Origin of the sequence: Pseudomonas sp. TH39(2020) (assembly GCF_016650715.1) — a bacterium.
GTDB lineage: Bacteria > Pseudomonadota > Gammaproteobacteria > Pseudomonadales > Pseudomonadaceae > Aquipseudomonas > Aquipseudomonas mandelii_C.
Map to the genome: position 1 here is coordinate 2607258 of NZ_JAEKFF010000006.1, position 15027 is coordinate 2622284.

Here is a 15027-nt window from a genome sequence, read left to right on the forward strand (position 1 = left end):
AGGTCTTGTTGGCTGGGGTTTGTGCTTACTCCTGCCCAATCGACTCCAAAAACTCCGACCGCTCGTCACTCATTCGCGCCACGCAATCATTCTGCGCGATGGTGAATGCCTTGCTACCGGTCGTCGCCGGAAACGCCTCAACCGCGCAATCCGCATCTCGTGTCTTCAACCACTGCTGTTGTGCGGCTTTGAGCTTGCCGGTGATGTCGGCCAGTTGCGCCGGGTTCTTGCTGTAGGCCGTTTGCATGCGCTCGTTCAGGCCCTGATAGTTGTCTTTGAGCAACTGTTCGGCGGTGGTTCTGCTGAAGGCCGAGCATTCCAGGGTCTGAACCTCGTTTTCGACTTTGTCGCAGGGGTTGTCGTCGGACTCTTCCGCCGCGTGTACGCCGGTCGCTATCAGTGCCAAAGCCAGGAAGATCGATTTCATTGCGCCGCCGCCCCTTATTCCAGTAAAGCATCCAGTAATGCCGCGAATTCTGGCTCATGCGCGGGCCCTTGAACAGGTGGCCCATGACGTCCGGCGACGACCCTTTGTCGCGGATTGACGCTTTCGGCAAACCCCCTGTCGTTTTTGCACCCGGCTGCCCCCTCCCTCAGGCATATGCTGGCCCCAAAGCGCCGGCATACGATTCGGCGCATGAATCGCTAATAGGGGACAGCCTGATGAGCCCAGCCGAATTGCACGCCGACAGCATCGTTATCGACGGTCTGATTATTGCCAAGTGGAACCGTGAGCTGTTCGAAGACATGCGCAAGGGCGGTCTGACCGCGGCCAACTGCACCGTGTCGGTGTGGGAGGGCTTCCAGGCCACCGTGAACAATATCGCCGCCAGCCAGAAGCTGATTCGCGAGAACAGCGACCTGGTGATTCCGGTGCGCACCACCGCCGATATCCGCAAAGCCAAAGAGCAGGGCAAGACCGGCATCCTCTTCGGCTTCCAGAATGCCCACGCTTTTGAAGACCAGATCGGCTACGTCGAGGTGTTCAAGCAGCTGGGCGTCGGTATCGTGCAGATGTGCTACAACACGCAAAACCTGGTGGGTACCGGCTGCTACGAGCGTGATGGCGGCCTGTCGGGTTTCGGTCGCGAAATCGTCGCCGAGATGAATCGCGTCGGCGTCATGTGCGACCTGTCCCACGTGGGTTCGAAAACCTCCGAAGAAGTCATCCTCGAATCGAAGAAACCGGTTTGCTACTCCCATTGCCTGCCGTCGGGTCTGAAAATTCACCCGCGCAACAAATCCGATGAAGAGCTGAAGTTCATCGCCGATCACGGCGGTTTCGTCGGCGTGACCATGTTCGCGCCATTCCTGGCCAAGGGCATCGATTCGACCATCGACGATTACGCCGAAGCCATCGAATACACCATGAATATCGTCGGCGAAGACGCCATCGGTATCGGCACCGACTTCACCCAGGGCCATGGCCAGGACTTCTTCGAATACCTGACCCATGACAAGGGCTACGCCCGCCGCCTGACCAGCTTCGGCAAGATCATCAACCCGCTGGGCATCCGCACCGTCGGCGAGTTCCCGAACCTGACCGAAACCCTGCTCAAGCGCGGCCATTCCGAGCGCGTGGTCCGCAAGATCATGGGCGAGAACTGGGTCAACGTCTTGAAGGACGTCTGGGGCGAGTAAGCCGCAGCACCTCTGAATCCTTTCCCCCGGCCGTCCGCGCCGGGGGCAACACCAAAATTTTTCTGGAGTTAAGTTTCCATGGCCAAGATCGCCCCGCAATTGCCAATCGAAGTCGACAGCGAAACCGGTGTCTGGACCTCCGACGCCCTGCCAATGCTGTACGTGCCGCGTCATTTCTTCGTCAACAACCACATGGGCATCGAGGAAGTACTGGGCGCCGACGCCTACGCCGAAATCCTCTACAAGGCCGGCTACAAATCCGCCTGGCACTGGTGTGAAAAAGAAGCTGAATGCCACGGCCTGGAAGGCGTTGCGGTGTTCGAGCACTACATGAAGCGCCTGTCGCAGCGCGGCTGGGGCCTGTTCAAGATCCAGGACATCGACCTCGACAAAGGCACTGCCAGCGTCAAGCTCGAACACTCGGCGTTCGTCTACGTCTACGGCAAGGTCGGGCGCAAGGTCGACTACATGTTCACCGGTTGGTTTGCCGGTGCCATGGACCAGATTCTGCAAGCCCGTGGCAGCAAGATCCGCACCGTTGCCGAACAGGTTTACGGTGGCTCCGAAGAAGGCCACGACGACGGCCTGTTCACCGTCAAGCCGTTGTAAGTCGAGGAACCCGCCATGGCTTTCGAAGCAATGTTCCAGCCGATCCAGATCGGCAAACTGACCATCCGCAACCGCGTGCTCAGCACCGCGCACGCCGAGGTCTATGCCACCGACGGCGGCATGACCACCGACCGGTACGTCAAGTATTACGAAGAGAAAGCCAAGGGCGGGATCGGCCTGGCGATTTGCGGCGGTTCCTCCAGTGTGGCCATCGACAGCCCGCAAGGCTGGTGGAAGTCGGTCAACCTGGCCGACGACCGGATCATTCCGCACTTCCAGAACCTGGCCGATGCCATGCACAAGCATGGCGCCAAGATCATGATCCAGATTACCCACATGGGCCGTCGTTCCCGTTGGGACGGCGAGCATTGGCCAACCCTGCTGTCGCCATCGGGCATCCGTGAACCGGTGCACCGTGCGACCTGCAAAACCATCGAACCGGAAGAAATCTGGCGGGTGATCGGCAACTACGCCAGCGCCGCCGCGCGGGCCAAGGCCGGTGGCCTGGACGGTGTCGAGCTGTCCGCCGTGCACCAGCACATGATCGACCAGTTCTGGAGCCCGCGAGTCAACAAACGTACCGACGAATGGGGCGGCAGCTTCGAGAATCGCATGCGTTTCGGCCTGGAAGTGATCAAGGCTGTGCGGGCTGAAGTCGGCCCGGATTTCTGTGTCGGCATTCGTCTGTGCGGTGACGAGTTCCACCCGGACGGCTTGTCCCACGAGGACATGAAGCAGATCGCCAAGTACTACGACGACACCGGCATGATCGACTTCATCGGTGTGGTGGGTTCGGGTTGCGACACCCATAACACCCTGGCCAACGTTATCCCGAACATGAGTTATCCACCGGAGCCATTCCTGCATTTGGCCGCCGGTATCAAAGAAGTGGTCAAGGCCCCGGTGCTGCACGCGCAGAACATCAAGGACCCAAACCAGGCGACCCGTATTCTGGAAGGCGGCTACGTGGACATGGTCGGCATGACCCGCGCCCACATCGCCGACCCGCACCTGATCGCCAAAATCAAAATGGGTCAGGTCGACCAGATCAAACAATGCGTCGGCGCCAACTACTGCATCGACCGTCAGTACCAGGGCCTGGACGTGTTGTGCATCCAGAACGCCGCGACCTCCCGTGAATACATGGGCGTGCCGCACATCATCGAGAAGTCGACCGGTGTGAAGCGCAAGGTTGTGGTGGTCGGTGCCGGTCCTGCCGGGATGGAAGCCGCTCGTGTGTCTGCTGAACGTGGCCACGACGTGACCCTGTTCGAGAAGAAAGAATTCATTGGCGGGCAGATCACGACCGCTTCGAAAGCCCCGCAACGGGACCAGATCGCCGGTATCACCCGCTGGTTCCAGCTTGAGCTGGCGCGTTTGAAAGTCGACCTGCGCCTGGGCGTGGCGGCCGATGCGGCAACCATTCTCGACCTGCGTCCGGACGTGGTGGTACTCGCCGTCGGCGGTCACCCATTCCTGGAGCAGAACGAGCACTGGGGCGCGGCTGAAGGCCTGGTGGTCAGCAGCTGGGACATCCTCGATGGCAAGGTTGCACCGGGCAAGAACGTGCTGGTCTACGACACCATTTGCGAGTTCACCGGGATGTCGACCGCCGACTTCCTCGCCGACAAGGGCAGCCAGGTCGAGATCGTCACTGACGACATCAAACCGGGCGTGGCGATTGGCGGCACCTCGTTCCCGACGTACTACCGCAGCATGTACCCCAAAGAAGTGATCATGACCGGGGACATGATGCTGGAGAAGGTCTACCGCGAAGGCGACAAGCTGGTGGCGGTGCTGGAAAACGAATACACCGGCGCCAAAGAGGAGCGGGTGGTGGACCAGGTCGTCGTCGAGAACGGCGTGCGTCCGGACGAAGAAATCTACTACGCCCTGAAGGAAGGCTCGCGCAACAAAGGCCAGATGGACATCGAAGCCCTGTTCGCGATCAAGCCACAACCTTCGCTGAGCCAACCGGGTGACGGCTACTTGCTGTTCCGCATCGGCGACTGCGTGGCGCAACGCAACACCCACGCGGCGATCTACGACGCGCTGCGGTTGTGCAAGGATTTCTAAGAGCTTGTGGATAACCCTGTGGGAGCGAGCCTGCTCGCGAATGCAATCTGTCAGCCGCCATTGATGTCGACTGACCCAGCGCTTTCGCGAGCAGGCTCGCTCCCACAGGAATCGAGCAAGGTATCCAGCTAGTTAAGCCTGCAAGACCCCGAGGTCTTTGGGAGCTCCACATGTTGAACACCCTTCTTCCAATCCTGTTGTTCGCAGCCCTGGGCCTTGCCGTCCTCGGCGCGTTGCGGCGGGTGGCTATGTGGCGCCGAGGCCGGGCTTCGAAAGTCGACCTGATCGGCGGCCTGTTCGCCATGCCCAAGCGCTATATGGTCGATTTGCACCATGTCGTCGCGCGGGACAAATACATCGCCAACACACACGTCGCCACGGCTGGCGGTGCGGTGGCGTCCATTGTGCTGGCGATCCTGGTTCACGGTTTCGGCCTGCACAATCGCATTCTCGGTGTTGCCCTGTTGATTGCCTCGGCGGTGATGTTCGTCGGTGCGATTTTCATGTTCCTGCGTCGTCGCAACCCACCGGCTCGCCTTTCCAAAGGGCCATGGATGCGTCTGCCGAAAAGCCTGTTGGCGTTCTCGGCGAGCTTCTTCCTGTTGACCCTGCCGGTCGCTGGCATCCTCCCGGAAAACTTCGGCGGTTGGGTGGTGGCGGCGATCCTCGGCGTTGGTGTGCTGTGGGGCGTTAGCGAACTGTTCTTCGGCATGACCTGGGGCGGGCCGATGAAGCACGCCTTCGCCGGTGCTTTGCACCTGGCCTGGCACCGTCGCGCCGAGCGTTTTGGCGGCGGCCGTTCCACCGGTTTGAAACCGCTGGACCTGAACGATCCAAACGCGCCACTGGGCGTGGAAAAACCCAAGGATTTCACCTGGAACCAACTGCTCGGCTTCGACGCCTGCGTGCAGTGCGGCAAGTGCGAAGCCGCGTGCCCGGCGTTCGCCGCCGGCCAGCCGCTGAACCCGAAAAAGCTGATTCAAGACATGGTCGTCGGCCTTGCCGGTGGCACTGATGCCAAATTCGCCGGTAGCCCCTATCCAGGCAAAGCGATTGGCGAACACGCCGGCAACCCGCATCAACCGATCGTCAACGGTCTGGTGGACGCTGAAACCCTGTGGTCCTGCACCACTTGCCGCGCCTGTGTCGAGGAGTGCCCGATGATGATCGAGCACGTCGACGCCATCGTCGACATGCGTCGCCATCTGACCCTGGAAAAAGGCGCGACCCCGAACAAGGGTGCCGAAGTCCTCGAAAACCTGATCGCCACCGACAACCCTGGCGGCTTCGCCCCGGGTGGGCGGATGAACTGGGCGGCGGACTTGAACCTCAATCTGATGAGCGAGAAGAAATCCGTCGACGTGCTGTTCTGGGTCGGCGACGGTGCCTTCGACATGCGCAACCAGCGCACCCTGCGCGCCTTCGTCAAAGTGCTGAAAGCGGCCAAGGTCGACTTCGCGGTACTGGGCCTCGAAGAGCGTGACAGCGGTGATGTGGCCCGGCGTCTGGGCGACGAAGCCACCTTCCAGCTGTTGGCCAAACGCAACATCCAGACCCTGGCCAAATACAACTTCAACCGCATCGTCACCTGCGACCCGCACAGCTTCCACGTGCTGAAAAACGAGTACGGCGCCTTCGACGGCAACTACCTCGTGCAGCATCACAGCACCTACATGGCGGAAATCATCGGCGCTGGCGCCCTGAACCTCGGTCAGCACAAAGGCAGCAGCGTGACTTATCACGACCCGTGCTATCTCGGTCGCTACAACGGCGAATACGAGGCGCCGCGTGAAGTGCTGCGCGCCCTTGGGATTGAAGTGAAAGAGATGCAACGTTCCGGTTTCCGTTCGCGCTGCTGCGGCGGCGGTGGCGGTGCGCCAATCACCGACATTCCGGGCAAGCAACGGATCCCCGACATGCGCATGGAAGACATCCGCGAAACCGGCGCCGAACTGGTGGCCGTGGGTTGTCCACAGTGCACCGCGATGCTCGAAGGCGTGGTCGAACCTCGACCGCTGATCAAGGACATCGCCGAACTGGTGGCGGACGCGTTGCTCGAAGACGCTGCCCCGAGCAAGCCGACCAAACCGGCCCAACGTGAACCTGCGGAGGCCCACTGATGAGCGACATTATCCGCCGCGACCCACGCGCCGAATGGATCGCCCGTAACCGTCTGCATCCGCTGCACGCGGCCATGCAACCGGCTCAACACAGCTGGATGGGGCCTAACGGCGTCATCCGCAAAAATCCCCATGGCATCGGTTTTATCGGCCCCAACGGCATCAAGCGAATCGACCGCAGTGGCGCTCAACAGGGCGGGGCGAGCAAACGCTCGGCTGCGGTTGAAGTGCAATTGCCACTGCATCAAGTGCCTGCACCTGCGTTTTACATCAGCGTGGTGCCAGACATGGTCGGCGGCCGCTTGAGCAGCCACGACCGCGACTTGCTGGGCCTGGCTCACCAATTGGCCGGCAAGGACGGCGCGGTGTTGGCTGTGGTCTTCGGTGAACACAAGGAAAACGCCTTCGCCACCGCAGGCGTCGATCGCTTGCTGGTGCTGGATGGCGAAGAATTCAGCGGTTATGCACCGGAACAACGAGTCCAGGGCCTGCGGGCTGTGGATAACCAGTTCAGCCCGCGTCACTGGTTGCTGCCGGACAGCCGCAGCGGTGGTGGTGAATTGGGTCGACGCTTTGCCGCAGCGCTGGGCGAACGCCCGGCCACGCGGGTCTGGCAGGTCAAGGATCAGGAATGCATCGGCCGCGCCGGTGCGGGCTTGCAAGACCTTGCGCGTCCGGTCGCTCGCTTGATTCTGGCGGCCGTGGAGTGCGCCGAACCGGTCAGCGAAACCCGTCACGAAGCCTTGCCGGTGGAGTTATCCACAGCGGTGGCGCGCAGCCTGTCGCGCATCGAGGATTTGGGCGCGGTGGCGGTGGATCCGGCGGCGATTCCGATGGCCGAAGCCGAGTTCATCTTCTCCGGCGGCAACGGGGTCAAGGACTGGGGACTTTTCCACAGGACGGCCGAAGCCCTCGGCGCAACCGAAGGCGCGTCCCGTGTTGCGGTGGACGATGGTTTCATGGCGCGCGACCGTCAGGTCGGTGCGTCTGGCACCTGGGTCACCGCGCGGGTTTATGTGGCGGTGGGGATTTCCGGGGCGATCCAGCACCTGCAAGGCATCGGTGCCTGCGACAAGGTGGTGGCAATCAACCTCGACCCTGGCTGCGACATGATCAAACGGGCCGACCTGTCGGTGATCGGCGAGAGCGCCGAGATTCTTCAAGCCTTGATCGATGCGGTAGAGGCTTACCGCAACGAAGCCAAGCGCGATGCGGCTTAAGGGAAGGAAAGGGTTATGAGCACGAAAATCATCAGCCTGGTGTCCATCGGCGCCCACCCGACCTCCGGCCGGCCACGTCGCGCGGAACAGGATGCGCGGGCGGTGGAGCTGGGTCTGCAGCTGGCTGGGGATAACCTGCAAGTGCTGCATGCCGGCGATGTCGCGGAACCGGCGTTGCGTGCGTATCTGGGCATGGGCCTGGAACAGCTGCACGTGCTTGAACAACCTTCAGGCGCCGATGCACTGCCGGCATTGACCGCGTATTTGCGCGACGCAGGGGCTCAGGTCGTGCTGACCGGCAGCCAGGCGGAAACCGGTGAAGGCTCGGGCATGTTGCCGTTCCTGCTGGCCGAAAGCCTGGGTTGGCCGCTGGTCGTGGGGCTGGCTCAAGTTGAATCCATTGACGGTAATTCAGCGCTGGTGCTGCAAGCCTTGCCACGTGGTCAGCGCCGTCGCCTGAAAGTGCGGCTGCCGTTCCTCGCAACTGTGGATAACGCTGCACCGAAACCTCGGCAGAGCGCTTACGGCCCGGCCCGGCGTGGCGTGTTGCAGGCGGATGAAGTCGAAGTGATCGACGATGAACTGCTGGCGGTCGCTACGCTGCAACCGGCCAAGCCACGGCCTAAACGCTTGAAAGTGATCAAGGCCAAGAGCGGCGCCGACCGGATGAAAGCGGCAACGGCCAAGGCCAGTGGCGGGGGCGGTCAGGTGCTCAAAGGCGTTACGGCGCAGGCCGGTGCCGAAGCCATTCTCAAGTTACTGATCGAAGAAGGCGTGGTCCGCTAACAGCTATCAACACCCATCTAATGTGGGAGCGAGCCTGCTCGCGAAAGGGGCGCAGTCAACATCTCCGGCGACTGATCCACCGCATTTCGCGAGCAGGCTCGCTCCCACAGGGTGCTCGTGTCACCGACATTTATGGGGAAACAATGACCGTTGAATTTCGTTCCGCCCTGCGCGCGGATGCGCGGGAGATTGCTCGCTTGTTCCAGATTTCGTCTGAGGGGGCTGCGGATTACATCTGGAGCCAGATGGCGCAACCCGGCCAGGATTTACTGGACGTAGGCGCCAGTCGTTACGCCCGTGACGACGTCGATTTTTCTTATCAAAACTGCCTCATCGCCGAGGCGCAAGGTCGCGTCATCGGCATGATGCACAGCTACGTGATGCGTCACGATCCGCTGGCCGCTCCCGTCACCGATCCAGTCCTGGCGCCGTATGCCACGATGGAAATCCCCGACACCCTCTACATTTCCAGCCTGGCGCTGCATGAAGGCTGGCGAAACCAGGGCCTGGGCAAGCAGTTCCTCGCCTACGCTTACGACCGTGCCAACCAGTTGGGGCTCAATGGCCTGAGCCTGATCGACTACGCCGTGAACACCGGCGCCCGTCGGTTTTACGAGCGACATGGTTTTCGTATCGTCGATACCTGCCAGATCACTCCCCATCCGATGATTCGGGTCACGGGTGAGGCCTATCTGATGTATAGGCCCTGATGAGCTACATTCTTCTATGAGCTGGCTTTCCATGAGCGGGGCGGGGTGGCAGCAGCGCTAATTCATCAAACTCGTTTTCAAGAATGGGTTGAACATGCAAGCGGTCAGTCGACATGAGACATGTCTGATCTGTGGCGTGATGCTTGTTGTGTTTTTTCTGGGTATATCCGCGAGTTCGATGGCTGATACCAGAAAGGAAGATCCGGATTTTTATAAATGGCTGGAGTCTGAACAGGGACAAAAAGCCTCCCTGGCGCAGATGAAACAGCAATGCGACAAGGTGTTGGATGCTGAAAAAAACCTGAATTGTTCAGTGTCCGTTTTCGCCCGAATGTTCGAGGCCAAAACCGCCAACCAGCTTCCCGAATACTATCTTGCGATCAAGCGTCGCCATGCTCTGGCAATTGCGAATGACCCTGAGCTCAACGCGATGTTTTCCATGTTCGGCAGCGAATCCCTCGCGACCCTGCGGACGGTCGGCGATTTTTCGGTGACAAGAGCGAAGCGGCACGAGGTACTTGTTATCCATCCTTACACCCATGACGGTCACGTGACTGACGAGGTGCTGCCCTACCTTGATGTCAAAGCGGCCAATGGTGTCTCGTCGCGCTTCATTCTGGACACCGGCGCACCGCAAACCCGGGTCAACCACGAAACCGCGAAGTTGATGGGAATCAGGTTATTAACCGACTCTCACTATGGCTACAGCACGTTCTATGGTGAACGTGACCTGTCTGCCAAACTCGGAGTTTTTGAGTCTTTAAAGATAGGTTCGAGCGAGTTCAGAAACGTCCTGGTGTTTGTCAGCGACCGGGATAACTTACTTGGACTTGATCTGATCGGTAAGTTGGGGCGTTTGAAGGTCTCCAAAAAGACCTTGGAGCTTAACGCCGAACCTCCCGCGCGATGCGATTCGCAAGTTACCTATGCGCGTATCGACATCAATCAAAGACTGACCATTTCCGCACGCCTGGATCGTCGGGCCATGCCGGCGATTATTGACACCGGCAATGCTGATTACCTGACGTCGTCCTCGCCGGGCAACTCACCCGTTTATGTCACCGATAAGCCGCCTTCCCAGACCTTCAAGGGTGAATTGAGCCTGTCGGGCCATATTCAATCGATTAGCTACAACTACTACCCGGACTTTACGATTCCTCCGTCGTTATTGCTGGGTCAGTACGTGCCTTCGCTTTTGCTTGGGTGGCGTGCATTCAATGACTATGAGTTGAATCTGGACATCGACTCGGGCCGGTCGTGTTTGAACAGGATCTGATCGTGGTTACCCACAATCCCTGTTAGCGCTTCTGTGGATAAGGTGTTCGCCCATCGCTGCACCCCATACAAATCAAGCCCTGCAACCCTTCGTACAAAAAACAACCAGCCTAACTAGCGGTTTTTTCACGCTTTTTCCAGAGGATAACTTTCAGCGCGAGCCAATACTTGCCCCCAATCTCTGTTAGCGCATCTGTGGATAAGATGTTCGCTGTCCTCTACAAGCCATATAAAACGGGCTTATCAGGCGAGTGATCAAAAAACGATCAAATCACCGTTTTAAGCTGATAAACCTCGCGCAAACCCCGATTTATCGTGGCTTCCAACGGTTTTCCACAGATCCGCCCAAGTTGCCCCCAAAGTCTGTTGGCGCTTCTGTGGATAACGTGTTCGCCATCCTCTGCAAGCCACGTATAACGTGCCTTACAAGCTTTAGATCAAAAAACAACCAATCGTTGTTCAAAACCCTGCTTCTGGATAAGTCACGGATTTTCTTCGCTTTCTGTGGAGAAAGTCTCCACGAAATCCACATTTGTCCCCAATAACTGTGGGTGGAGGTGTGGATAACTTGTTCGCGAAACCCTGGAAGCCACGTCCCGTATAGGCCTGAACGGAATAGATCAGATTTCATACAGGTCTAAATGGGTTCCTTGACTTCGAACTCTCGGCTGTCTTCACTCTCAGGGCACAAGGACAGCCGTCACTTATCCACATCTGGTTCAGGGAGAACGCGTGATGGATAGCCAGCCACATCGCTCGCCCCCCATTCGTTGCGCAACCTGCGTGCCCACGCCGGCGGCTTTGTTGCGCAGACGCATTCACCGACACGCCACCAATCAGCGTGCTCGCCTATAGCGCCTGACCTTTTCCAATGCCCCCGCTGGCTGCCGCTGAGTTCACTCAGTGGCCAGGTATTCGTTCGCCCATTGATTGCAGGCAACCGCAGAGTTGCCCCATCTGCCTGACAGAGGAATAGACCCATGACTCGGATCGCAACGCCCATCAGCGACATCAAGGAACATTACGACGTGATCGTCATCGGCTCGGGTTACGGCGGCGGTATTGCCGCGTCGCGCCTGTCACGGGCCGGCAAGCGGGTGTGCCTGCTGGAGCGAGGGCGGGAAATGCAGCCCGGCGAGTACCCGAACACGATGGTGGCGGCGACCGAAGAATTGCAGGTGCATGACCCGGACGGTCACATCGGCTCGCGCACTGGCCTGTTCGACCTGCACGTCAACGCCCAGCAGAACGTGGTGGTTGGTTGCGGCCTGGGTGGTACGTCGCTGATCAACGCCAACGTCGCCCTGGAGCCGGAGCCCGGTGTGTTCGACGACCCCCGCTGGCCACTGGCGGTGCGTGAACATCGCGACACCTTGCTCAAGGACGGTTATGCCCGGGCTCGGGAAATGCTCAAGCCCATGCCGTACCCCAGCACTTCGCCGGTGTTGCCCAAACTCGAAGCCAACAAGAAGTCGGCGGATTACCTCAAGCAAGGCGCGCACTTCTACAGGCCGCCGATCAACGTGACCTTCGACAAACTGCCGAACAACCTCAACCACGTCGGCGTTGAGCAATTGCCTTGCAACCATTGCGGTGACTGCGTTTCAGGCTGTAACAACAAGGCCAAGAACACCACGCTGATGAACTACCTGCCGGACGCCTGGAATCACGGCGCGGAGATTTTCTGCCAGGCCGAGGTGCGGCATCTGGAACGCGACGGCGATGGCTGGATCGTGCACTTCCAGTACCTGGACAGCGGTCGCGAGAAGTTTTCCGCACCGACGCTGTTCGTCAAAGCCGACATCGTGGTCGTCTCCGCCGGCACCCTGGGCTCTACTGAAATCCTCCTGCGCTCCCGGGACAAAGGCCTGTCGATGTCCGGCGAACTCGGGGAAAACATGAGCGGTAATGGCGACATCCTCGGTTTTGGCCACAACTGCGAGCAACCGATCAACGGCATCGGTTTTGGCGCTCATCCGGCCAAGGAACTTCACCCGGTTGGCCCGTGCATCACCTCGGTCATCGACCTGCGCACCGAAGGCGACTGGCGCAGCCGAATGGTCATTGAAGAAGGTTCGATCCCCGGTGCCCTCGGTCGGCCGATGGTGCCGAGCATGGCCGGGTTCGCCGAGCTGATCGGCAAACCCACCGACGACAATTTGACCGGCAAGTTGAAGTACAAGGAGCGCGAAGCCGAAAGCTTCGTCCGTGGCCCGTACTACGGCGCGCTGCACAACATGCAGACGTACCTGATCATGAGTCACGACGACGGCAAGGGCCGCATGGTGCTGGACAGCAAGGATCAGTTGCGCATCGACTGGCCAGGCGTCGGCGAGCAGGAAAACGTCAAGATCGGCAACGAACGCCTGCACCTGAGCACCAAGGCGCTGGGCGGGATCTGGGTCGAGAACCCGATCTGGACCCAACTGCTCAAGCACAGCATCGTTTCCGTTCATCCGTTGGGCGGCTGTGTCATGGGCGAGGACGCGGGGCAGGGCGTGGTCAACCACAAGGGCCAGGTGTTCAGCGGGGCCAGCGGCACCGATGTCTATGCCAGTTTGTACGTGACCGATGGCGCGGTCATCCCGACGTCCCTGGCCGTTAACCCGTTGCTGACCATTTCGGCGGTGAGCGAGCGCAACATGGGCCTGCTGGCGGCCGATCGCGGATGGCAGATCGACTACACGCTGCCCTCGGCGCCGCGCAAACAAGTGGCACCACAAACCCTTGGCGTGCAGTTCACCGAAACCATGAAAGGCTACTTCTCCCGGGCGTTCACGGCGGCCCAGAGCACTGACCTGAAGGTTTACGAAGCGGCGGCCAAGCGCGGTGAGGCGGATAACTCGCCCATCGATTTCACCCTGACCATCACCGCCAACGACCTCAATCGCATGATCAAGGAGCCGGAGCACGCCGCGACGCTGGTGGGGACGGTCAACGCGCCGAGCCTGTCGCCTCAGCCGCTGACCGCCAGCAATGGCGTGTTCAACCTGTTTGAGCAGTATCAGGAACAGGTCGGCGTGCGGCACATGAAGTACGACATGAAACTGACCGCCGAGGACGGCAACGACTATTTCTTCAGCGCCTTCAAAACCGTGCCCGAAGACAACGGTGTGCTGAACATCTGGCACGACACCAGCACCCTCTACGTGACGCTGTATCGCGGGCCGGACAAGACCGGCGAGGTGATCGGCTCGGGGGTGATGCACATCCATCCGACCGATTTCGCCAAGCAAATGACCACCATGAAGGTGCTCAATGCCCGTAACGAACGCGAGCGCATCGAAGGGCTGGCGCGCTTCGGCAAGTTCTTCGCCGGGATACTCTGGGAGAGCTACGGCGGCGTGTTTGCCGGCGACATCTACTTCAACCCCGACGCACCACCACGGCTGAAGCGACCGCTGGATGCGCCGACCCCGGTTGTGCATTTCTTCGAGACCGAAGACAACGTCGAACTGCGCCTGACCCGTTATCAGGGCGGCAGCAAAGGGCCGGTGATGCTGGTTCATGGGTTGGGGGTGGGGTCGAACATTTTCTCCACCGACACCATCCAGACCAACCTGCTGGAGTATTTGTGCAAGCACGAGTACGACGTCTGGTTGCTGGACTTGCGGGTGAGCATCCTGCTGCCGGCGAGCAAGAAGGAATGGAACGGCGACCAGATCGCCCAATACGACTTCAAGGCTGCCATTGAACAGATCCGGCAAGCGACCCAGGCGCCGGACGTGCAGTGTGTGGTGCATTGCTACGGCGCGACGACCTTCTTTATGTCATTGCTGGCCGGGTTGCAGGGCGTACGTTCCGTTGTCTGCTCGCAGATTGCGGCGGACACCGTTGTGGCCACAGCGACAGGCCTGAAGGCCGGCTTGCACCTGCCGGGGATGCTCGACGCCATTGGCATCAAATCCCTCACCGCTTACGCCGACAACAAGGAGAACTGGTTCAACAAACTCTATGACAAAGCCCTCAACGGCTACGCCCGGATCGAGGCTCAGGGCTACTGCACCAACCCGGTGTGCCATCGCATCACCTTCATGTACGCATCGTTGTATCGCCACGACACCCTCAACGAAACCCTGCACGACAACCTGCACGAATTGTTCGGCGAGTCGAACATGCACACCTTCGAGCATCTGGCGCTGATCGTGCGCAAAGGGCATCTGGTGGACTTCAAGGGCGAGGATGTCTACATGCCGCACTTCGACCGGTTGAGCATGCCGATCTGCTTTATCAGCGGCGCGGACAACCAGTGCTACCTGCCGGAAAGCACGCTCAAGACTTACGAGCGCGTGTGCCAGGTCCACGGGCCGGAGCGCTATAGCCGGCATGTGGTGCCCGGGTATGGCCATATCGACTGCATGTTTGGCAAGGATGCGGTGGTCGATGTGTACCCGATCATCCTGCAACACCTGGAGAAAACCGCCCTCGGCTAGCACTGCCGGTGGCTGGAGATTTGTCGCACAACCTGTGGGAGCGAGCCTGCTCGCGAAAGCGGCGGCACAGTCAACATTGACGTTGCCTGATACACCGCTTTCGCGAGCAGGCTCGCTCCCACAGTGGACGGTGTTCAGGATTAGAAGGAAAAGGATG

Annotated in this window: 10 protein-coding genes; 9 read left to right on the forward strand and 1 reads right to left on the reverse strand. The window is 59.9% G+C overall.

The window, feature by feature from the left end; genetic code table 11:
* Positions 1-25: 25 nt before the first annotated feature.
* The gene (locus JFU47_RS19660) at positions 26-427 is read right to left on the reverse strand and encodes a lysozyme inhibitor LprI family protein (RefSeq protein WP_140674829.1); all 402 of its coding nucleotides are present in this window, start codon (positions 425-427) and stop codon (positions 26-28) included.
* Positions 428-663: 236 nt separating this feature from the next.
* On the opposite strand from JFU47_RS19660, the gene JFU47_RS19665 reads away from it, so the two are divergent.
* The 9 genes from JFU47_RS19665 to JFU47_RS19705 all read left to right on the forward strand — a co-directional run bounded on the left by JFU47_RS19665 (position 664) and on the right by JFU47_RS19705 (position 14870).
* Positions 664-1641 carry a dipeptidase gene (locus JFU47_RS19665; RefSeq protein ID WP_008033250.1) on the forward strand — a complete coding sequence of 326 codons (978 nt, stop codon included), beginning with the start codon at positions 664-666 and terminating at the stop codon, positions 1639-1641.
* 78 nt (positions 1642-1719) lie between these two features.
* On the forward strand, positions 1720-2250 hold the full coding sequence (locus tag JFU47_RS19670) for a DUF5943 domain-containing protein (protein ID WP_008033249.1): 531 nt from the start codon (positions 1720-1722) through the stop codon (positions 2248-2250).
* A gap of 15 nt (positions 2251-2265) precedes the next feature.
* The gene (gene dgcA, locus JFU47_RS19675) at positions 2266-4326 is read left to right on the forward strand and encodes a dimethylglycine demethylation protein DgcA (RefSeq protein ID WP_201185007.1); all 2061 of its coding nucleotides are present in this window, start codon (positions 2266-2268) and stop codon (positions 4324-4326) included.
* Between the two features lie 170 nt (positions 4327-4496).
* Complete coding sequence (gene dgcB / locus JFU47_RS19680) at positions 4497-6446, forward strand: dimethylglycine demethylation protein DgcB (RefSeq protein WP_140674817.1); 1950 nt, start codon at positions 4497-4499, stop codon at positions 6444-6446.
* Positions 6446-7666, forward strand: a complete 1221-nt coding sequence (gene etfA / locus JFU47_RS19685) for an electron transfer flavoprotein subunit alpha (protein ID WP_140893677.1) — start codon at positions 6446-6448, stop codon at positions 7664-7666. Before dgcB ends, etfA begins: the two co-directional genes overlap by 1 nt.
* Before the next feature lie 15 nt (positions 7667-7681).
* Positions 7682-8452, forward strand: coding sequence for an electron transfer flavoprotein subunit beta (gene etfB / locus JFU47_RS19690; protein ID WP_140674811.1), 771 nt, complete (start codon positions 7682-7684; stop codon positions 8450-8452).
* Positions 8453-8595: 143 nt separating this feature from the next.
* Complete coding sequence (locus JFU47_RS19695) at positions 8596-9162, forward strand: GNAT family N-acetyltransferase (protein ID WP_201185008.1); 567 nt, start codon at positions 8596-8598, stop codon at positions 9160-9162.
* Between the two features lie 94 nt (positions 9163-9256).
* A complete protein-coding gene (locus tag JFU47_RS19700; protein ID WP_201185010.1) occupies positions 9257-10438 on the forward strand; it encodes a retropepsin-like aspartic protease in 1182 nt (393 codons plus the stop codon).
* A gap of 979 nt (positions 10439-11417) precedes the next feature.
* Complete coding sequence (locus tag JFU47_RS19705) at positions 11418-14870, forward strand: alpha/beta fold hydrolase (protein WP_201185012.1); 3453 nt, start codon at positions 11418-11420, stop codon at positions 14868-14870.
* Positions 14871-15027: the final 157 nt, after the last annotated feature.